Genomic DNA, 18,291 nt, shown 5'->3' with positions numbered 1-18,291 from the left:
GACGGGTTGCATTCGATATTTGTCGCAGTCGCGGCGTAGCGCTTCGGCGTCGTAGCCCTTGTCAGCAAGCAGCCATTTACAGCGTTTGCGCGGGCGGCCACGTTGGGTTGACGGAATGCTGACTTCCTCCAGCAGTGGCTGGGCGTAACTGATGTCACTGGCTTGACCGCCAGAGAGTAGGAAGCGCAACGGTGTCTCGTTGGCGTCGCAGAGCATGTGGATTTTGGTTGTCAGACCGCCGCGACTGCGGCCTAGAGCGTGATCGGCAGGCTCGTCAGGCCCCCTTTTTTCCCGGCGCCAGATGAGGCTCGGTTTCCACGTACTGCGGTTGAGTCGATCATCCAGGTTTGCAGATCGATCAAGCCTTGCTCATTCAATCCCAGGTGCAGGCGTTTGAGCATCTGATCGAACGCTCCCTGATTCCGCCAGCCCCGAAACCGTTGATACACCGTAAACCCAATCGACGCCCCTAGGACGCTGAGATTTTGCTGAACTGCCCCTCTCCAAACTCAGTTTCATCCAGATACACAAACATGGAGCCTGCCTTCCCTTATGGCCACATCACCAGTGTCGAATCATACTCAGACTCAGCCCTAAACCGGAGCCGTCACCATGGCCAGAGCCGGCCCAGCGCGGTCTCCAAGGTAGAGAATATGCCCTAAAAATGCCCTAACTTTGATCCCTGAAACGACGAAGCCCCCGAAAACATCAACGTTTTCGGGGGCTTCGGCTACTTCGCGTATGGCGGAGAGATAGGGATTTGAACCCTAGGTACTGTTGCCAGTACAACGGATTTCGAATCCGTCCCGTTCGACCACTCCGGCATCTCTCCAATGCCGCGCATCATACCAGCGAATTCTGAAAACGCAAACCTTTATTTTCAAAAAAATCGCGTGGTATCAGGCGCTTGCGTGAACAGGCCGCTTACAGCGGCACGCCCAGGCGCTTGGCAACTTCCTCATAGGCTTCGATCACGTCGCCCAGGCCCTGGCGGAAGCGGTCCTTGTCCATCTTCTTGCGGGTTTCTTTGTCCCACAGGCGGCAGCCGTCGGGGCTGAATTCGTCGCCCAGGACGATCTGGCCGTGGAATACTCCGAACTCCAGCTTGAAGTCGACCAGCAACAGGCCTGCGTCATCGAACAGCTTGTTCAGCACTTCGTTGACTTTCAGCGACAGCTTTTTCATCTCTGCCAGCTGCTCGGCGGTGCCCCAGCCGAACGCGACAACGTGGGATTCGTTGATGAAGGGGTCGCCCTTCTCGTCGTTCTTCAGGAACAGTTCGAAGGTGGACGGCTCCAGCTTGATGCCCTCCTCCACGCCCAGACGCTTGACCAGGCTGCCCGCCGCGTAGTTACGCACCACGCACTCGACCGGGATCATGTCGAGCTTCTTCACCAGGCACTCGTTGTCGCCCAGCAGCTTGTCGAACTGGGTCGGCACGCCGGCTTCTTCGAGCTTTTGCATGATGAAGGCGTTGAACTTGTTGTTCACCATGCCTTTGCGGTCGAGCTGTTCGATACGCTTGCCGTCGAACGCCGAGGTGTCGTTGCGGAACAGCAGGATCAAGCGGTCGGCGTCGTCGGTCTTGTAAACCGATTTGGCCTTGCCGCGGTAAAGTTCTTCGCGTTTTTCCATGATGGGCTCCGCTTGCTTGAGTAGTTGGGCTAGGCGATTTCGCGCCAGTCGAGCCCGTGTTCCTGATTCGCCACCTGAAGCCAGTCTGGGTCGCACCCAAGGGTGTCGACGAAGCACTGGCGGGCCAGTTGTGGCAGGTTGTTCTTGCTGCTGAGGTGGGCCAGCACCAGGTGTTGCAGGTTGCTCCAGCCCAACTCGTCCACCAGGCGCGCGGCCTGGTGATTGTTCAAATGCCCTTGCATGCCACCTACCCGCTGCTTCAGGAACGACGGGTAGTGACCGCGTGCCAGCATGTCGCGGCAGTGATTGGCTTCGATCAACAGGGCATCCAGGCCCTGGTAGCGCTCCAGCAACAAGGCATCGTACGAGCCCAGGTCGGTGAGCATGCCGAAACGCCGCCGGCCGTCGCTGAGCACGTACTGCAACGGCTCGTAGGCGTCGTGCTCGACGCGCGCTGCCGTCACCTCCAGGCCACCGATGCGCAGGCTGTCGCCACAAGCGAGAAAACCGGCCACCTCCACCGGCTTGCGCAGGCCGCGCAAAGTCCCTTGGCTGAGGTAGACCGGTACATTGTAGCGCCGCGACAGCAACCCCACCCCATGCACATGGTCGGCATGTTCGTGGGTAACCAGCACCGCGCTCAGCTGTGCCGCCGAGACCCCGAGCAGCGCCAGGCGCCGCTCGGTCTCACGCAGGGAGAACCCGCAATCGACCAGGATGAACGTGTCACCACTGGCGATCAGCGTGCCGTTTCCCTGGCTGCCGCTTCCGAGTACCGCGAAGCGCACTTAACCCAGGTGGTCCTGAATGGCGCTCAGCACACGGCGGGCGACATCGGCCGGAGCCACGGTGTTGATGTTTTTCTCGACGGTGACCTGCACGCTCTCGCCGACCTTGCTCAGGCGTACCTGGTAGCGCTCGGCACGGGCTTCACGCTCTTCCTTGGTCGGTGCACTGCCGAACATGCGGCTGAAGAAGCCCGGCTCGTTCTGCTTGTCGTCAGGCTTTTCGGACAGGTTGATGTAGTACAGGCCCAGGCTGCGGTTGATGTCTTCGACACGCCACTCGCCACCTTGCTCCAGGGCACGGCCCACGCTGGACCAGGCGCGATCCAGGTCGGCGCCCAGGAACAGTACCGGGTTGCCGCTGCCGTCTTCGCTCAGGCTGACGCGGCTTGGCGCATCGAAATCGCGCGCGGCCAGCAGCGAGACAGACCCGCCCTTCTCGGCGCTGCGGTTCATGCTGGCGAGCATTTCGTCAACCAGCAGGGCATCGGCGCCGGTGTTGCTGGAGGTGGACGGGAAACCAGGCTCGGCGGTGCTGCCAGCCGGGCGCTCGACGCTGACGATGTACACCTCGGAGGTGTTGCGCTGCACGCCGGGCTCCATGCGTACACGCACGCGCACTTCGCTGTCGCCGCTGCTGGCGGTGCTCGCCAGGCGCTGGCCGAGCGAGGCCGAGAGTTCATCGAAACGCTGCCAGCTGGTATTGAATTCGCCGGTTTGCGGGCGCTCTTCGGCAATGCGGAAGCCATTGTCCTCAAAGAACTGACGGGCCGCAGGCCAGACTTCGGCTGGCGAGCGCTCGGCCAGCACCCAACGGCTGTTGCCGCTGCGTTGCAAGCTGAAGTCGCTGACTTCGGCACCGGCCGTCAGCGGTTGCGGACGCGGCACTTCGAACTCGCCGGTGGCGCTGTCATCAGCAACGTTACGCGGAATAGGCAACAGCGGGTCGAGGCGCTTGACGTTGCTGGCGTCCGGCGGCAGTTGCATCGGCGCGGTCGGGTGCGCCTGCAGGTAATCGCTGCCGCGGTCGCGGAAATAACCCTCGTCGCCCCACAGCCAGCCGCAACCGCTGGTGCTGGAAATGATCAGGGCAAGGGCGGAAAGACCAGCCAGTCGCTTCATGCGGTGTACTTCCTCGATTAAACCAGTACGCCGGACTGGCGCAAGGCAGTACGGACTTTTTCGTGACAGCCTTCGCTCAACCAGGTCAGCGGCAGGCGAATGCCTTTGTGCATCAGGCCCATTTCGACGAGCGCCCATTTCACCGGAATCGGGTTGGCTTCGCAGAACAGGTCTTTGTGCAGCGGCATGAGTGTTTCGTTGATTGCGCGGGCCTTCTCGGCATTGCCCTCAAGGGCGGCCTCGCACAAGTCGGCCATTTCGCGCGGGGCGACGTTGGCCGTCACGGAGATGTTGCCCTTGCCGCCCAGCAGGATCAGCTCGACAGCCGTCGGGTCGTCGCCGGACATGACGATGAAGTCTTTGCTGACGCCATCGAGGATGGCCTTGGCACGGGCCAGGTCGCCGGTGGCTTCCTTGATGCCGATGATGTTCGGCACGGTCGACAGGCGGATCACGGTCTCGGCCTGCATGTCGCAGGAGGTGCGGCCGGGTACGTTGTAGAGGATCTGCGGGATGTCGACGGCTTCGGCGATGTGCTTGAAGTGCTGGTACAAGCCTTCCTGGGTCGGCTTGTTGTAGTACGGCACGACCAGCAGGCAGGCGTCGGCGCCGGCGTTTTTGGCGTTCTGGGTCAGGTGCACGGCTTCCGAGGTGGAGTTGGCGCCAGTGCCCGCGATGACCGGGATGCGGCCAGCGACACGCTTGACCACGAATTCGATGACCTCGATGTGCTCTTCGACGGTCAGGGTGGCCGACTCGCCGGTAGTACCGACGGCGACGATGGCGTGAGTGCCGTTTTCCAGGTGGAAGTCTACAAGTTTGCCGAGGCTGTCCCAGTCAAGACGCCCTTGTGCATCCATGGGAGTGACCAATGCCACCATACTGCCCGCAATCATGTAACTGCTCCTGCCGGAAAAAGAGAGCGGTAATGGTACTGGGGGCATCGGCCTTGCACAAGCGAAGCAGGCGGGCGGAGCATTCCCCTCGGCGGCTTAATTCGCTACCCTTGATCCTTTGATCGGTGCAGCGCGGCCCGCCGGGCCGTCGACCTTGCTCCCCGCCGGCGTCCACGACCTCGCATGCGAGCCCCGGGCACTGCCGACTGGAGGCTTTTGCCTGTCCTGCACCGACCGCTCATCGCTTTAGGAATGCTGCATGTCCACCCCCACCGTCCGCGAACAATTCCTTGTCATCAGTGCCCTGGGCCCAAACCCCATGGAACTGGCCAACGTCCTCAGCCGCGCTGCCGTCGAGAACCGCTGCGCGGTAGTCACCTCGCGCCTGAGCCGCCATGGCGAGACCAGCGCCCTGGTGCTGCAGGTCGGTGGCAGCTGGGACGCCCTGGCGCGTCTTGAAGCCTCCCTGCCTGGCCTGGGCAAAAAGCACGGCCTGACCCTCGATGTGGTGCGCAGCGCCGACCAGGAGGTACGCCCGCAGGCGCTGCCTTACGTGGCCTATGTCAGCGCGGCCTACCGCCCCGACATCATCAACGAGCTGTGCCAGTTCTTCCTCGACCACCGTGTCGAGCTCGAAGCCATGACCTGCGACACCTACCTGGCGCCACAGACCGGCAGCAGCATGCTCAACGCCCAGTTCACCGTGATTTTGCCGGCCGGCACCCAGATCAGCTGGCTGCGTGACCAGTTCCTGGACTTTGCCGACGCCTTGAACCTGGATGCGCTGATCGAGCCTTGGCGCCCACAGAACCCCATGTAAGGAAGCCCCCATGGCCGTAGCACTCGACCAACCCGTTGCCAATTTCCAGGCCCAGGCCACCAGCGGCCAGGCGGTCAGCCTTGCCGAGCTCAAGGGCCGCCAGGTGGTGGTGTACTTCTACCCCAAGGACAGCACCCCGGGCTGCACCACTCAGGGCCAGGGCTTCCGTGACCAGCATGAAGCCTTTGCCGCCGCCAATACCGTGGTGTTCGGCGTATCGCGCGATGGCCTCAAGTCGCATGAGAACTTCAAGGCCAAGCAAGGCTTCCCGTTCGAGCTGATCAGCGACAAAGACGAGGCCCTGTGCCAGCTGTTCGACGTGATCAAGCTGAAGAAGCTGTATGGCAAGGAGTACATGGGCGTTGACCGCAGCACCTTCCTGATCGACAAGGACGGTGTGCTGCGCCAGGAATGGCGTGGGGTGAAGGTACCCGGGCATGTGGATGCCGTCTTGGCGGCGGCTCAGGCGTTGAACAAGGCTTGAGATTGTCGGGGCTGCTTTGCAGCCCCAAAAATCACAACAGCGGCGCCACTGTCGGCTCTTGCCGCGGCCAGGCATCCAGCACCGCCTTGAACAGCGTTGCCAGCGGGATCGCAAAGAAGATCCCCCAGAAGCCCCACAACCCGCCAAACAGCAGCACCGCGCAGATGATCGCCACCGGGTGCAGGCTCACCGCCTCGGAAAACAGCAACGGCACCAGCACGTTGCCATCCAGCGCCTGAATGATCGCGTACACCGTCATCAGGTAGATGAACTGATCGCCCCAGCCCCACTGGAACAGTGCAATCAACGTCACCGGCACGGTCACCACCACGGCGCCCACATAGGGCACGACCACCGACAAGCCCACCAGCAACGCCAGCAAGGCCGCATAGTTCAGCCCCAGGCTGATGAACGCGATATAGGTGGCAACCCCGCAGATCAGAATCTCGATGCCCTTGCCGCGAATGTAGTTGGCGATCTGCCGGTTCATCTCGTTGCCCACGCGGTTGAGCAAGGTGCGCTCACGGGGCAGATAACCCACCACCCAACGCCCGATCACCTCGCGGTCCTTGAGGAAGAAGAACACCAGGATCGGCACCAGCACCAGGTAGATCATCGCGTTGACCAGCAGCGGCAGGCTCGACAACGAAAAGGTCAGTGCCCACTGGCCGAACTTGCCGATTTCACCGCGCACCGACTCGATGGCATGCAATACCTGCTCATCCGACACCAGGTGCGGGTAGCGCTCGGGCAGCAGCAGCAACAGCGACTGCCATTTGCCGAGCATGCCGGGCAATTCGTTGAACAAGGTGATCAGCTGATGCCAGAGCAGCGGCACCAGCACCAGCAGGATGACCGCCAGTGCCCCCATGAACAACGCAAACACCACAGCCACCGCCAGCCGGGTGGGCACCCGCAGGCGCTCCAGGGCGTTGACCAGGCCCTGCATCAGAAACGCCAGCACCATCCCCGCCAGCACCGGCGCCAACATGCCGCCCAGGGTCAGTACCGCGGTAAACGCCAGAACCAGCAGGACCGCCAGCACCACCGCCTCCTCATCGGAGAAATAGCGCTGCATCCAGTCGCGAAGCACTTTGAACATTGACGATCCTTGGTTGAGACTCAGGCCTTGCGCAGCCAGTAAGTGTAGGTGCCGGCCTCGGCCGTTTCATGCAGCAGCGTATGACCGGCCAGCTTGGCAAAAGTGCGGAAGTCGCGCTGCGAGCCAGCATCGGTAGCAATCACCTTGAGCACCGCGCCACTGGCCAGGCGGTTGAGTTCCATCTTTGCCTTCAGCAGTGGCAGCGGGCAGTTCAGCCCGCTGGCGTCGAGTTCGGCGTCGCAGGTCAGGGTGTCACTCATCGGGGTTCTCCACGTGCGGGGCAGACGTCTTTGGTAACAGGCCCGCTAGGATACCGCCACTGGTCGCCAACGTGTGAGCGGGCTACAGTAGAGGCCTTTGACCCGACGCGAGCTTCGTGCATGAATCTACTGCGCCCTACCCTGTTGACGCTGGCCTGCCTGATGGCCCTTCCCGGCCATGCTGACGACCTGCCATCACTGGGTGATGCCAGCTCTGCGATCGTCTCGCCGCAACAGGAGCACCAGCTCGGCCGCGCCTGGCTGAGCCTGTTGCGTGGCCAGGTCAACCAGCTGAACGACCCGCAGCTCAAGGACTACGTCGAAACCAGCGTGTACCGCCTGGCGGAAACCAGCCAGTTGCAGGACCGGCGCCTGGAGTTCATCCTGATCGACAGCCGCGAGCTCAACGCCTTTGCCGCCCCTGGCGGCATCGTCGGGGTCAACGGCGGGCTGTTCCTCAATGCCCAGACCGAGGGCGAATACGCCTCGGTACTGGCTCACGAACTGGCGCACTTGTCGCAGCGCCACTTCGCCCGTGGCGTCGAAGCCCAGCAACGCATGCAACTGCCGATGATGGCCGCCCTGCTGGCAGGCATCGTGCTGGCCGCGGGTGGCGGCGGCGACGCCGGTATCGGCGTGATCGCAGGCACCCAGGCCGCCGCTATTCAGGAGCAGCGGCGCTTCTCGCGGCAAAATGAACAGGAAGCCGACCGCATCGGCATCCAGAACCTGGAAAAAGCCGGTTACGACCCGCGCAACATGCCCAGCATGTTCGAGCGCCTGGCGCGCCAGTACCGCTACGATGCCAAGCCGCCAGAATTTCTGCTGACTCACCCGGTGACCGAGTCGCGGGTTGCCGACACGCGCAACCGCGCCGAGCAGGCACCCAAGGGCGGCATCGAGGACACCCAGCGCTACCAGTTGATCCGCGCCCGCGTGGCACTCACCTACGAAGGCACCCCGGGCCTTGCCGCCAAGCGCTTCCGCGCCCAGCTTGACGAAGACCCGAAGCTTGACGCCGCGCGCTATGGCCTGGCCTTGGCGCAGATCAAGGGTGGCCAGCTGAACGAGGCCCGCGAGCTGCTCAAGCCGCTGCTGGCCAAGGCCCCCAACGACATTACCTACAACCTGGCGCAGATCGACCTGGACATCACCAACAACCGCCTGGCCGATGCACAGCAGCGCGCCGAGCGGATGCAGGGGCTGTACCCGGGCAATTACCCGCTGAAACAGGTGCGCGCCGACCTGCTGGTCAAGCAGAACAAGCCAGCCGAGGCGGAAAAGGTACTGAACGACCTGCTCAAGAGCCGGCCGGATGACCCGGATGTGTGGTACGAGGTTGCCGAAGTGCGGGGGTTGTCGGGCAATACCATCGGCTTGCACCGGGCACGGGCCGAGTACTTCACCTTGGTGGGGGATTTCGACCAGGCCATCCAGCAGCTGGATTACGCCAAACGCCGTGCGGGCAGCAACTTCCCGCTGGCGTCGCAGATCGATCAGCGCCAGCGCGAGATCATGGAGCAGCAGCGGATGGTCAAGGACATGATGGGCCGCTAGGGCACATCTGGACCGCGAATGGGCCGCAAAGCGGCCCCAGCAATATCAGGCGTTACCCGACAACTTCAAGCGCGCCGCCTGAGTAAAATCGAGCATCCTGTTCAATGGCTTGATCGCCTTGGGCACCAGCGCCGGGTCAACGAAAATCTCGTTGCTGCCCGTGCGCAGGCAATCCAGCACCCGCTCCAGGGTATTCATCGCCATCCACGGGCAGTGCGCGCAACTGCGGCAGGCTGCACCGTTACCGGCCGTCGGCGCCTCGACAAATTCCTTGTCCGGGCACAGCTGCTGCATCTTGTAGAAGATGCCGCGGTCAGTGGCGACGATGAAGGTCTTGTTCGGCAGGGTCTGGGCGGCCTTGATCAACTGGCTGGTAGAACCTACCGCGTCGGCCAGGTCGATCACCGCTTCGGGCGATTCAGGGTGAACCAGAATGGCTGCGTCCGGGTAAAGCGCCTTCATGTCGGCCAGCTGGCGCGACTTGAATTCTTCGTGAACGATGCACGCGCCGTCCCACAGCAGCATGTCGGCGCCGGTCTGCTTCTGGATGTAGCGCCCCAGGTGCTGGTCCGGGCCCCAGATGATGGTCTCGCCGTTGTCCATCAGGCTTTCGACGATCTCCAGCGCGCAGCTGGAGGTTACCACCCAGTCGGCACGCGCCTTCACGGCCGCCGAGGTATTGGCATAGACCACCACGGTACGTTCCGGGTGTTGGTCGCAGAATGCCGAAAACTCTTCAACCGGGCACCCCAGGTCGAGGGAGCAGGTGGCCTCCAGCGTCGGCATCAGCACGCGTTTTTCGGGGGTGAGAATTTTTGCCGTTTCGCCCATGAAGCGCACACCGGCAACGATCACGGTCTCGGCGGGGTGGTTCTTGCCGAAACGGGCCATTTCCAACGAGTCGGATACGCAACCGCCGGTCTCTTCGGCCAGCGCCTGGATCACCGGATCGCAGTAGTAATGGGCGACCAGCACGGCGTTCTGGGCCTTGAGCTCGGCAGCGATGGCCGCACGGTATTCGGCCTCCTGCTCGGCTGTCAGCGGGTTGGGCTGTTTGGCGTCGAGGTGGGCCTGAACCAACAGGCGTTCGGAAATCTGGGTCATGATCGCTGGACCTGCAGGCGCGTGTGCGCATCAAATCGAGTGTATCACCCGGCCCTGGCAGATCGGCTAGGGGCGCCGGACGGCGCGCAGGCCATCACGGCCCTCTGCGGGCGCGGATTATTATCGGACGCCGAAGGCTACAGACAATCGAGGCAATTCAAAAGGGTTTTATGCAGCCGGTACAGCCCTGTAACCGGGTTGCCGGCGACAGGGCTGTACCGCTCAGCCAATCAACCTTGCGGCTGCAAGGCTGCAAGACGCGAGGACATCAGCATGGCGAACGCTTCCACGGTCATTTTCTGGCCATTGAAGTCGACCATGCCATCGGCGTAGTGCAGGCTGCTCACCACATCATTGCCCTGCACCGTGGCCATGCCGCTTTGCAGCGCCATCATGCCGACCATTTCACCCGCCTGGCTGGACTGCATGGCGATCGCCTGGGCATCGGTCTGCCCTTCCAGCAATGCCTGCAAGGTTGCCAGGTCGCCAATCATCGGCTTGGACAGCGACAGCTTGCTCTTCACCTCGCTGATCAGTTGTTTGCTCAACTGGTCAGGCGGCAGGTCGAAGGAGGTCGGGCTGGCGAAGTCCATGGCCAGGTTGAAGCGGCTTTCGCCATTGGCCGTCTTGAACGAGAAGTTTTCCACGGCCAGCTTGGGCTTGGACGCCAACAGCTGTTGCAGGTCGCCCTGGAACTTGGCCTTCTCGGCCTCGTCCATCTGGATCCGTGGCACCGGCTGGCCGGCTGCGGCCGCTGCCTCGAACTCCGGCAAGTGCGCCTGGTACCAGTGCGACAGCGCTTGCAGCGCCGGCGCGTTGAGCGACTTGATGCTCACGGCCAACTGAGCATTACCGACCGCGCGGCCGTCCCAGGTGATATCCGCCAGCGTGTAAGCCACGCGCCCACCCACGGTGTCCGGGCCGTCGAGGGTTTGCACGGCATTCTGCTCGAAGCCTTTGATCAACAGCACCTGCTGCTTGGGCCCCAAGGTGACCTTGGTTTCAGCCAGCGACAGGTCGACGTTGCCGACATAGATCGCATCATGCTTGGTGGCCGCCAGGTCGCCGCCGACCTTCAGGCCTTTCAGCTCGAACGTGGCAGGCGGCTGATCGTCGCGGACCACCTTCATCTCGAAGCGCTCGGCACTGCCCTGGAACTGGGTCGCCTTGCCTTCGCGGTCGCCGCTGACGTGCAGCTGCATGCCCGAGAAGTCGAGGCTGTTGCCATCGGTTTCGGTGACCTTGGCCGGGGCCAGCAATACCGTGCTGTCGACGCTGCCGCCGTAACCCAGGCTGGTCTGCGCGCTGACCGGCGACTGCTCGCCCGCTGCGGCGAACCAGGGGGCGGTGAATGCGTCTTTGACCAGCGTGCTGTTGCTGACCGCCAGCACTGGCATCAGCTTCAGCGACTTGACCCGCGACCAAGGGAACGGGCCATGCTCGATCTGGTCGGTCATGCCCACCTCGAAATTGACCGCCTCGCCGTCGCCAAGGTTGATGTCCTTGGCGGTGAGCCGGTATTGGGCGGTACTGCTGAAGAAGTGCCGCTCCAGCGAGACCAGTTCGACGGTCATGCTGCCGCCGACGCCTACCAGGGCTTTCTTCAGTTCAGCGTTGCTGCGGTTGACGGAATATTCCAGTTCCGCAGGCAGGCGCTCGCCGGTGTACCAGGCGCCAGCGGTGGTTGCGACGGCAATGGCAAGGGCCAGGCCGGAAAGGATGCCTACTGATTTCTTCATGAATAAAACCGATTGCTGTCCATAAGGGCTTGCACGCGGCCAGGTGCCACGCAGGGCCTGAAGAATATCACTGCAGCCAGAGGCACGTGGCGGCCGAAGCAGAGAAATCCCGCTTTTAGGAAGCGTCTGAAAGGCGCAGGAAGCGTTGCGGGTTTGTTCGATTTTACGGACATTCAAATCGACCAAAAGCGCACAAAATCGCGCAAAAACCGAACAAAACCCTATTCAAATCGATAAATATTTCAGTTTGGCAACATCTTGTCATGTTTAACTTGACACCAACCTACCCATCGTTTTTTATTTTAACCACTTGCACCGCGCCCACCTCACAAAGAACAACCGGCGTCTCGCACGCGCCTCCCTCTGCTCCGAACAATAAAGGTGAACAACATGGAGCCCACCCGCTCGCACTTGCCGCATGCGCCACTCACTGTGCCCGCCGTTCACGCCCAGCCGCAGGAGCCATGCCAGCATGCAGCCTGACCAGAGCGCTACCGGCAGCGGCCAATTCCACAAATCCCTGCGCCTCTGGCACGTGGTGATCATCGGCCTGGCCTACCTGACACCGATGACCGTGTTCGACACGTTCGGGATTGTTTCCGGCATCACCGCCGGGCATGTGCCCAGCGCCTACATCCTGGCGCTGGCCGGCATTCTGTTCACCGCCGTGAGCTATGGCACCCTGGTACGACGCTTCCCGCAATCGGGGTCGGCTTACACCTACACCCAGCGCGCCATCAACCCGCACGTTGGCTTCCTGGTGGGCTGGTCATCGCTGCTGGACTACCTGCTCCTGCCCATGGTCAATGCGCTGCTGGCCAAGCTCTACCTGTCGGCCATGTTCCCCGAAGTGCCGGCGTGGGTGTGGGTGGTCGGGTTCGTCAGCCTGATCAGCCTGATCAATATGCGCAGCATCAACCTGGTGGCGCACTTCAACCTGCTGTTCGTGGCGGTGCAGGTGGCAATCATCGGCGTGTTCATCTACCTCTGCGTGCGCGGCCTGCACCATGGCGAAGGGATGGGTACCACCTGGAGCCTGCTGCCCTTCGCCGACAACCAGACCCAGCTCAGCGCCCTGGCCGCTGGCGCGACCATTCTGTGCTTCTCGTTCCTGGGCTTCGACGCAGTCACCTGCCTGTCGGAAGAAACCCGCGACCCGGGCAAGACCATCCCACGGGCGATCTTCCTCACCGCGCTGATCGGCGGGATGGTGTTCATCCTGGTGTCGTACTTCATCCAGGCCTACTTCCCGACCATGGCGCGCTTCCATGACCAGGAAGCTGCCTTGCCGGAAATCGCCCTGTACGTGGGCGGCAAGCTGTTCCAGTCGGTGTTCATCGCCTGCACCGTGATCAATACCATCGCCTCGGGCCTGGCCTCGCAGACCAGCGTGTCACGCTTGCTGTACGTGATGGGCCGCGACAACGTGATCCCGGCCAGCATCTTTGCCCGCCTGCATTCGCGCTACAAGACGCCGGTCATGAACATCGCGGTGGTGGGGTTGATTTCGCTGTCGGCCATCTTCTTCGACCTGGTCACGGCCACGTCGATCATCAACTTCGGCGCCCTGGTGGCCTTCAGCTTCGTCAACCTGTCGGTGATCAACCATTGCTACCTGCGCGAAGGCAATCGCCAGGGGCTGGCCAACAAGCTCAAGTACTTGGTGCTGCCGACCATCGGCTTCTGCATCATCGTTTCGCTGTGGCTGGACTTGAACGCGCACTCGCTGATGTTTGGCGGCATCTGGGCATTGTTCGGCTTGTGCTACCTGGCCTGGCTGACCAAGGCCTTCAGGGTTGCCCCACCGAACTGCATCGCTGAATGACCCACGCTGCCGAAAACGCCCGCGCCTGATCGCGGGCGTTGCGCTTGATCGAAAAGGAAAGCCCCTATGCCGCTGCGCCGCCTCTCCATCCAGTGGAAGATCACCCTGCTTGCCGGCTTGTGCCTGCTGGCCATCGTCGCCCTGCTGGTCGCCACCTCGCTGACCCAGGCCCGACGCAGCGCGGCACTGGTCAACCAGGCCAACACCGAAATGCTCGACCAGAGCGCGCGCCTGCGCCTGCAAGCGCACGCCCAGACCCAGGCATTGCGCATCCAGCGCTATTTCATGGACGCTTATCAGTATGGCAATGGCTTGCGCCGCTTGGTGCAGGTATTGAAGGCCCGCGGCGGCAGCGACCTGCGCGGCGACCTGGCCCGCGAAGCGCGTGCCAGCTTGGCCGGCAACCCGGATGTGATCGGCCTTTACCTGGTGTTCCAGCCCAATGCCTTGGACCACCAGGACAGCCAGTTCATCGGCCAGGATGCCCTGGGCAGCAACGACAGCGGGCGGTTCTCGCTGTACTGGTCGCAACCACGCCCTGGCACCCTCGAAGCAGAAGCCATGCCAGATTCGATGCTGGCCGACACCCGCACCAGCACCAGCGGCAGCCCGCAGAACCGCTGGCTGACCTGCCCGCAAGAGACGGCCCAGACCTGCATGCTCGAGCCGTACCTCGACGAGGTCAATGGCCGCCAGGTGCTGATGACCAGCATCGCCTTGCCCCTGCTGGAAAACGGCAAGGTCATCGGCGTGATCGGCCTGGACATTGGCCTGGACAACCTGCAGCAGCTGAGCCTGGACGGCCGTCAGGAGCTGTTCGATGGCCAGGGCCAGGTCAGCATCGTCAGCCCGGCCGGCCTGCTGGCAGGCCACAGCCGCGACAGCTCTCAGCTCGGCAAGGCGCTGAGCACGAGCGTGGCGAGCGGCCTGCTGCGGGTTGCCCACCCCTTTGCGCCGATCCCCGATGCAGCCCCCTGGCAGGTACTGCTTGAAGTGCCACAAAGCGTCCTGCAAGCGCCAGCGGTCGCCCTCAACCAACGGCTGGACGCGAACAACCAGCGCGCCAACCTCACCAGCCTGATGATTGGCATCGCCGCTGCCGTGCTGGGCCTGCTGTTGGTCTGGCTGACCGCACGCGGGGTAACCCGGCCGATCCTTGCCGTAGCGGCGCGCCTGGAGGACATCGCCAGCGGTGAAGGGGACCTGACCCGCCGTCTGGACTACGCCCGCGAGGACGAACTGGGCCAGCTGACGGGCTGGTTCAACCGCTTCCTCGACAAACTCCAACCTGTAATTGCCCAGGTCAAGGGCTCGCTGCAGGAAGCCCGCGGCACCGCCGACCAGTCCGCTGCCATCGCCAGCCAGACCAGCAACGGCATGCAGCAACAGCACCGGGAAATCGAGCAGGTGGCCACCGCCGCCAACGAAATGAGCGCTACCGCACTGGATGTCGCCCACAATGCCGCCCAGGCAGCTCAGGCGGCTCGCGGCGCCGACCAGGCGAGCCGCGAAGGCCTGCAACTGATCGCCAGTACCCGCCAGGCCATCGACCGGCTGGCCGCCGACATGACCACCGCGATGGACGAAGCACGCGCCCTGGAAAGCCGCAGCGAGCAAATTGGCTCGGTGCTGGATGTGATCCGCGCCATTGCCGAGCAGACCAACCTGCTGGCGCTCAATGCCGCCATCGAAGCCGCCCGGGCTGGCGAAGCCGGACGCGGTTTTGCCGTGGTCGCCGATGAAGTGCGCAGCCTGGCCCAACGCACCCAGGTATCGGTCGAGGAAATCCGCCAGGTCATCGAAGGCTTGCAGCAAGGCACCGAGGATGTGGTGGGCGCCATGCATGCAGGCCAACGCCAGGCCCAAGCCAGCGCAACGCGCATGGAGCAGGCACTGCCGACCCTGCAGCGAATCGGCGAGGCGGTGACGGTGATCAGCGACATGAACCTGCAGATCGCCTCGGCAGCGGAAGAGCAAAGTGCGGTGGCCGAGGAAGTGAACCGCAACGTGGCCGGCATCCGCGATGTGACAGAATCGCTGTCTGGCCAGGCCGAGGAGTCGGCGCGGATCAGCCAGGCACTGAACCGGCTGGCCAACCAGCAGCAAGCCTTGATGGAGCAGTTCCGCGTCTAGTCTGTACTGGCCGCTTCGCGGGGCAAGCCCGCCCCCACAGGATTATCACCAGCCTTGGGCGCGGTGCCGCACCTGTGGAGCGGGCTTGCCCCGCGAAGAGGCCGGTACAGGCAACCCACCTTTTGAAAGAGCTTTACCCATGGAAGCAGCACACAAACCCCCATTCTTCGACATCACCAGCGAACAGGGCCTGCTACGCACCTCGATCGCCGTCACCCTGTTCATCGCCACCATCGGCATCGCCTTCGGCCTGGCCTCCGGCTCGTTCTCGATCATCTTCGACGGCGTCTATTCACTGGTCGACGCCAGCATGAGCGGGCTGTCGCTGGTGGTGGTCAAGCTGATCACCTCGCACACCACCACCGCACACATGTCACGCAAACTGCGCGAGCGCTTCACCATGGGCTTCTGGCACCTGGAGCCGATGGTGCTGGCGCTCAATGGCATCCTGCTCAGCGGCGTGGCCATCTATGCGCTGATCAACGCCGTCAGCAGCGTGCTGCAAGGCGGGCGCCACCTGGAATTCGGCATCGCCATGGTCTACGCGGTACTGACCGTGATTGCCTGCGTGACCATCGCGGTGATCGAAGCCCGGGCCAACCGCAAGTTGTGTTCGGACTTCGTGCGCATGGACGTCAAGGGCTGGGTGATGTCGGCCAGCATTACCGCCGCGTTGCTGATCGCCTTCTGCTTTGGTTATGCCGTGCAAGGCACGCAGTGGGAGTGGATGTCACCGTACATCGACCCGGCGGTACTGGCGCTGGTCTGCCTGGTGATCATTCCATTGCCGTTGTCGGTGGTACGCCAGGCATTTTCAGAGATATTCCTGGTGACGCCGGGCGACCTCAAACTGCATGTCGACGAGGTCGCCAAGGCATTCGTCGCCCGCCACGGCCTGCAGTCGTACCGCGCTTATGTGGCCAAGGTGGGGCGCTCGCGGGAGATCGAGCTGTACTTCATCGTGCCGACCGGCATGGGCGCGAAAACCATCGATGAGTGGGATGCACTGCGCAACGAGATCGGTGATGCCGTGGGCGGCGAAGGGCCGGACCGCTGGCTGACCGTGGTGTTTACCGGCGACCCGGAGTGGGCCGAGTAACGGGGCCGCTTTGCAGCCCATCGCCGGCTCGCCGGCGATGGGCCAAGGCAAGCAACACGAGCCAGAAACGACAAAGCCCGCGACCGTTGCCGGTAGCGGGCTTTGACTTACTGCGTATGGTGGGTCGTGTAGGATTCGAACCTACGACCAATTGGTTAAAAGCCAACTGCTCTACCAACTGAGCTAACGACCCGTTGGATGGCGCGTATAATACTGATTTCTAACGGGAAATCAACACCCTACGGCAAAAAAATCAAAAATAACGCGTCGGGTCGCTCACACCGGCAGCTTTGAAGCCATCGGCACGCAGGCGGCAGCTGTCGCACTTGCCGCAGGCACGGCCCTGCTCATCGGCCTGGTAGCAGGACACCGTCAGGCTGTAGTCCACACCGCGGGCGATGCCCTCCTGAACGATCTGTGCCTTGCTCAGGTTCTGCAACGGCGCCTGGATACGGAAGCCCTGCCCTTCGACGCCCGCCTTGGTCGCCAGGTTGGCCATGCGCTCGAAAGCTTCAACGAATTCGGGGCGGCAGTCCGGGTAACCGGAGTAGTCCACGGCATTGACGCCAATGAAGATGTCACGCGCTTCGAGCACTTCCGCCCAACCCAGGGCCAGGGACAGAAACACAGTGTTGCGCGCTGGCACGTAGGTGACTGGAATCCCCTCACCGGGGGTTTCCGGTACATCGATGCTGCTGTCGGTCAGGGCCGAGCCACCGATACCGTTCAGGCTCAGGCCGATGACCTTGTGCTCGACCACCCCGAGGTCGCGAGCCACGCGGGCAGCGGCATCGAGTTCTGCACGATGACGCTGGCCGTAGTCGAAACTCATGGTGTAACAGCTGTAGCCCTCGGCCTTGGCCATGGCAACAACGGTGGCCGAGTCGAGGCCGCCAGACAGCAGGATTACCGCGCGTTTTTCAGTCATGTACTGCTACTCCTCAATCAACGCCCGGGTTCGTCGTTCCACAGCAGCTTGTGCAGCTGCAGCTGGAACCGTACGGGCAGGTTGTCGGCAATGATCCAGTCGGCCAGGTCACTCGCGCGCACCTGGTGATGGCTAGGCGAGAACAATACCTCGCCGGCACGCTCGGCAAGGTTGTACTGGATCAGCTTGGACACCGCCCAGTCATAGTCCTCGCGCGAGCAGATCACGAACTTGACCTGGTCGTTGCGGGTCAAGTGCTCGATGTTCTCATAGCGATTACGGTGCGACTCCTCGGAGCCTGGCGTCTTCAGGTCGACCACACGGCTGACGCGGGTGTCGGTACCCGAAATATCCAGCGCGCCGCTGGTCTCCAGCGAAACCTCGTAGCCGGCATCGCACAGTTGCTGAAGCAACGGCAAGGCATTGGGCTGGGCCAAAGGCTCGCCGCCCGTGACGCAGACGTAGCGCGGCTTGAAGCCGGCCACCTGTTCCATGATCGAATCGAGGGTGCGCAGGGTGCCGCCGCTGAACGCGTAGGCACTGTCGCAGTACTGACAGCGCAGGGGGCAACCGGTCAGGCGCACGAAAACCGTGGGCAGCCCAGCCGTTCGTGTTTCACCCTGCAAAGAGTAAAAAACTTCGGTGATGCGTAATGTGTCTTGCATGATCGCCACGGGCGTGACAGCTAAACAGGCTGTCCGCCTCCGTCAGGCACTGTCGCGGACTCGACATGGCGTTATCCGCTGCAGCGTGTTTAAGAAAAAGGGCAGTGATTCTAACGAAAAAACCCGCGACTGGCGCG

16 protein-coding genes, 2 tRNA genes and 1 pseudogene are annotated in these 18,291 nt (G+C 62.7%); 6 read left to right on the top strand and 13 right to left on the bottom strand.

Annotation, left to right across the window (positions count from 1 at the left end; translation table 11 throughout):
* The 6 genes and pseudogenes from HU770_RS23235 to dapA form a co-directional block, all read right to left on the bottom strand.
* Positions 1 to 452: pseudogene (locus HU770_RS23235) on the bottom strand (IS5 family transposase); the annotation flags it as partial.
* A gap of 290 nt (positions 453 to 742) precedes the next feature.
* A tRNA-Ser gene (locus tag HU770_RS23230) sits at positions 743 to 832 on the bottom strand.
* A gap of 92 nt (positions 833 to 924) precedes the next feature.
* Entirely contained in the window at positions 925 to 1,635 is a 711-nt protein-coding gene (gene purC, locus HU770_RS23225; RefSeq protein WP_012315794.1) for a phosphoribosylaminoimidazolesuccinocarboxamide synthase, read from the bottom strand.
* A gap of 29 nt (positions 1,636 to 1,664) precedes the next feature.
* Complete coding sequence (locus HU770_RS23220; protein ID WP_033699821.1) at positions 1,665 to 2,423, bottom strand: MBL fold metallo-hydrolase; 759 nt, start codon at positions 2,421 to 2,423, stop codon at positions 1,665 to 1,667.
* Positions 2,424 to 3,542 carry an outer membrane protein assembly factor BamC gene (gene bamC / locus HU770_RS23215; RefSeq protein WP_186665717.1) on the bottom strand — a complete coding sequence of 373 codons (1,119 nt, stop codon included), beginning with the start codon at positions 3,540 to 3,542 and terminating at the stop codon, positions 2,424 to 2,426.
* A 17-nt stretch (positions 3,543 to 3,559) separates the two neighbouring features.
* Positions 3,560 to 4,438, bottom strand: coding sequence for a 4-hydroxy-tetrahydrodipicolinate synthase (gene dapA / locus HU770_RS23210; RefSeq protein WP_033699825.1), 879 nt, complete (start codon positions 4,436 to 4,438; stop codon positions 3,560 to 3,562).
* 259 nt (positions 4,439 to 4,697) lie between these two features.
* Between dapA and HU770_RS23205 the strand changes: the two genes are divergently transcribed.
* Positions 4,698 to 5,258, top strand: a complete 561-nt coding sequence (locus HU770_RS23205) for a glycine cleavage system protein R (RefSeq protein WP_033699827.1) — start codon at positions 4,698 to 4,700, stop codon at positions 5,256 to 5,258.
* A 10-nt stretch (positions 5,259 to 5,268) separates the two neighbouring features.
* On the top strand, positions 5,269 to 5,742 hold the full coding sequence (locus HU770_RS23200) for a peroxiredoxin (RefSeq protein ID WP_033699829.1): 474 nt from the start codon (positions 5,269 to 5,271) through the stop codon (positions 5,740 to 5,742).
* Positions 5,743 to 5,773: 31 nt separating this feature from the next.
* Here the strand turns inward: HU770_RS23200 and HU770_RS23195 are convergent, their stop codons facing one another.
* The gene (locus HU770_RS23195; protein WP_186658352.1) at positions 5,774 to 6,844 is read right to left on the bottom strand and encodes an AI-2E family transporter; all 1,071 of its coding nucleotides are present in this window, start codon (positions 6,842 to 6,844) and stop codon (positions 5,774 to 5,776) included.
* A 20-nt stretch (positions 6,845 to 6,864) separates the two neighbouring features.
* Positions 6,865 to 7,104, bottom strand: a complete 240-nt coding sequence (locus tag HU770_RS23190; RefSeq protein WP_027594652.1) for a sulfurtransferase TusA family protein — start codon at positions 7,102 to 7,104, stop codon at positions 6,865 to 6,867.
* Positions 7,105 to 7,224: 120 nt separating this feature from the next.
* On the opposite strand from HU770_RS23190, the gene HU770_RS23185 reads away from it, so the two are divergent.
* Complete coding sequence (locus HU770_RS23185) at positions 7,225 to 8,661, top strand: M48 family metalloprotease (RefSeq protein WP_033699831.1); 1,437 nt, start codon at positions 7,225 to 7,227, stop codon at positions 8,659 to 8,661.
* Positions 8,662 to 8,706: 45 nt separating this feature from the next.
* Here HU770_RS23185 and nadA read toward each other — a convergent pair whose 3' ends face one another.
* Both nadA and HU770_RS23175 read right to left on the bottom strand, forming a co-directional pair.
* Positions 8,707 to 9,765: a quinolinate synthase NadA gene (gene nadA / locus HU770_RS23180; protein WP_186658350.1), complete on the bottom strand. Its 1,059-nt coding sequence runs from the start codon at positions 9,763 to 9,765 to the stop codon at positions 8,707 to 8,709.
* A gap of 230 nt (positions 9,766 to 9,995) precedes the next feature.
* Positions 9,996 to 11,504 (bottom strand): YdgA family protein, encoded by a 1,509-nt coding sequence (locus HU770_RS23175; RefSeq protein ID WP_186665715.1) that lies wholly within the window; start codon positions 11,502 to 11,504, stop codon positions 9,996 to 9,998.
* Between the two features lie 472 nt (positions 11,505 to 11,976).
* Here HU770_RS23175 and HU770_RS23170 point away from each other — a divergent pair, with 472 nt between their 5' ends.
* From HU770_RS23170 to HU770_RS23160, 3 genes are all read left to right on the top strand, one after another.
* Positions 11,977 to 13,329, top strand: a complete 1,353-nt coding sequence (locus tag HU770_RS23170) for an APC family permease (protein WP_033699834.1) — start codon at positions 11,977 to 11,979, stop codon at positions 13,327 to 13,329.
* Between the two features lie 66 nt (positions 13,330 to 13,395).
* On the top strand, positions 13,396 to 15,462 hold the full coding sequence (locus HU770_RS23165; protein WP_186665713.1) for a methyl-accepting chemotaxis protein: 2,067 nt from the start codon (positions 13,396 to 13,398) through the stop codon (positions 15,460 to 15,462).
* 139 nt (positions 15,463 to 15,601) lie between these two features.
* Positions 15,602 to 16,561 carry a cation transporter gene (locus tag HU770_RS23160; RefSeq protein ID WP_033699836.1) on the top strand — a complete coding sequence of 320 codons (960 nt, stop codon included), beginning with the start codon at positions 15,602 to 15,604 and terminating at the stop codon, positions 16,559 to 16,561.
* A gap of 117 nt (positions 16,562 to 16,678) precedes the next feature.
* Here HU770_RS23160 and HU770_RS23155 read toward each other — a convergent pair.
* From HU770_RS23155 to queE, 3 genes are all read right to left on the bottom strand, one after another.
* Positions 16,679 to 16,754: transfer RNA gene (locus HU770_RS23155), tRNA-Lys, on the bottom strand.
* A 60-nt stretch (positions 16,755 to 16,814) separates the two neighbouring features.
* Complete coding sequence (gene queC, locus HU770_RS23150) at positions 16,815 to 17,489, bottom strand: 7-cyano-7-deazaguanine synthase QueC (RefSeq protein WP_186658343.1); 675 nt, start codon at positions 17,487 to 17,489, stop codon at positions 16,815 to 16,817.
* 17 nt (positions 17,490 to 17,506) lie between these two features.
* The gene (gene queE / locus HU770_RS23145) at positions 17,507 to 18,154 is read right to left on the bottom strand and encodes a 7-carboxy-7-deazaguanine synthase QueE (protein WP_033700214.1); all 648 of its coding nucleotides are present in this window, start codon (positions 18,152 to 18,154) and stop codon (positions 17,507 to 17,509) included.
* Positions 18,155 to 18,291 lie beyond the last annotated feature (137 nt).

The sequence above is a fragment of the Pseudomonas sp. SWRI68 genome (assembly GCF_014269165.1).
In the GTDB taxonomy this organism is placed as follows: Bacteria; Pseudomonadota; Gammaproteobacteria; order Pseudomonadales; family Pseudomonadaceae; genus Aquipseudomonas; species Aquipseudomonas capeferrum.
This window is presented reverse-complemented; position numbering and strand designations above follow the sequence as displayed.

Bases quoted from the DNA above. Each gene is read 5' to 3' on its own strand.
- queC (WP_186658343.1), bottom strand. From the start codon at position 17,489: ATGACTGAAAAACGCGCGGTAATCCTGCTGTCTGGCGGCCTCGACTCG.
- HU770_RS23200 (WP_033699829.1), top strand. From the start codon at position 5,269: ATGGCCGTAGCACTCGACCAACCCGTTGCCAATTTCCAGGCCCAGGCC.
- HU770_RS23175 (WP_186665715.1), bottom strand. From the start codon at position 11,504: ATGAAGAAATCAGTAGGCATCCTTTCCGGCCTGGCCCTTGCCATTGCC.
- nadA (WP_186658350.1), bottom strand. From the start codon at position 9,765: ATGACCCAGATTTCCGAACGCCTGTTGGTTCAGGCCCACCTCGACGCC.
- HU770_RS23170 (WP_033699834.1), top strand. From the start codon at position 11,977: ATGCAGCCTGACCAGAGCGCTACCGGCAGCGGCCAATTCCACAAATCC.
- HU770_RS23185 (WP_033699831.1), top strand. From the start codon at position 7,225: ATGAATCTACTGCGCCCTACCCTGTTGACGCTGGCCTGCCTGATGGCC.
- HU770_RS23160 (WP_033699836.1), top strand. From the start codon at position 15,602: ATGGAAGCAGCACACAAACCCCCATTCTTCGACATCACCAGCGAACAG.
- HU770_RS23205 (WP_033699827.1), top strand. From the start codon at position 4,698: ATGTCCACCCCCACCGTCCGCGAACAATTCCTTGTCATCAGTGCCCTG.
- purC (WP_012315794.1), bottom strand. From the start codon at position 1,635: ATGGAAAAACGCGAAGAACTTTACCGCGGCAAGGCCAAATCGGTTTAC.
- HU770_RS23195 (WP_186658352.1), bottom strand. From the start codon at position 6,844: ATGTTCAAAGTGCTTCGCGACTGGATGCAGCGCTATTTCTCCGATGAG.
- HU770_RS23190 (WP_027594652.1), bottom strand. From the start codon at position 7,104: ATGAGTGACACCCTGACCTGCGACGCCGAACTCGACGCCAGCGGGCTG.
- HU770_RS23165 (WP_186665713.1), top strand. From the start codon at position 13,396: ATGCCGCTGCGCCGCCTCTCCATCCAGTGGAAGATCACCCTGCTTGCC.
- queE (WP_033700214.1), bottom strand. From the start codon at position 18,154: ATGCAAGACACATTACGCATCACCGAAGTTTTTTACTCTTTGCAGGGT.
- dapA (WP_033699825.1), bottom strand. From the start codon at position 4,438: ATGATTGCGGGCAGTATGGTGGCATTGGTCACTCCCATGGATGCACAA.
- bamC (WP_186665717.1), bottom strand. From the start codon at position 3,542: ATGAAGCGACTGGCTGGTCTTTCCGCCCTTGCCCTGATCATTTCCAGC.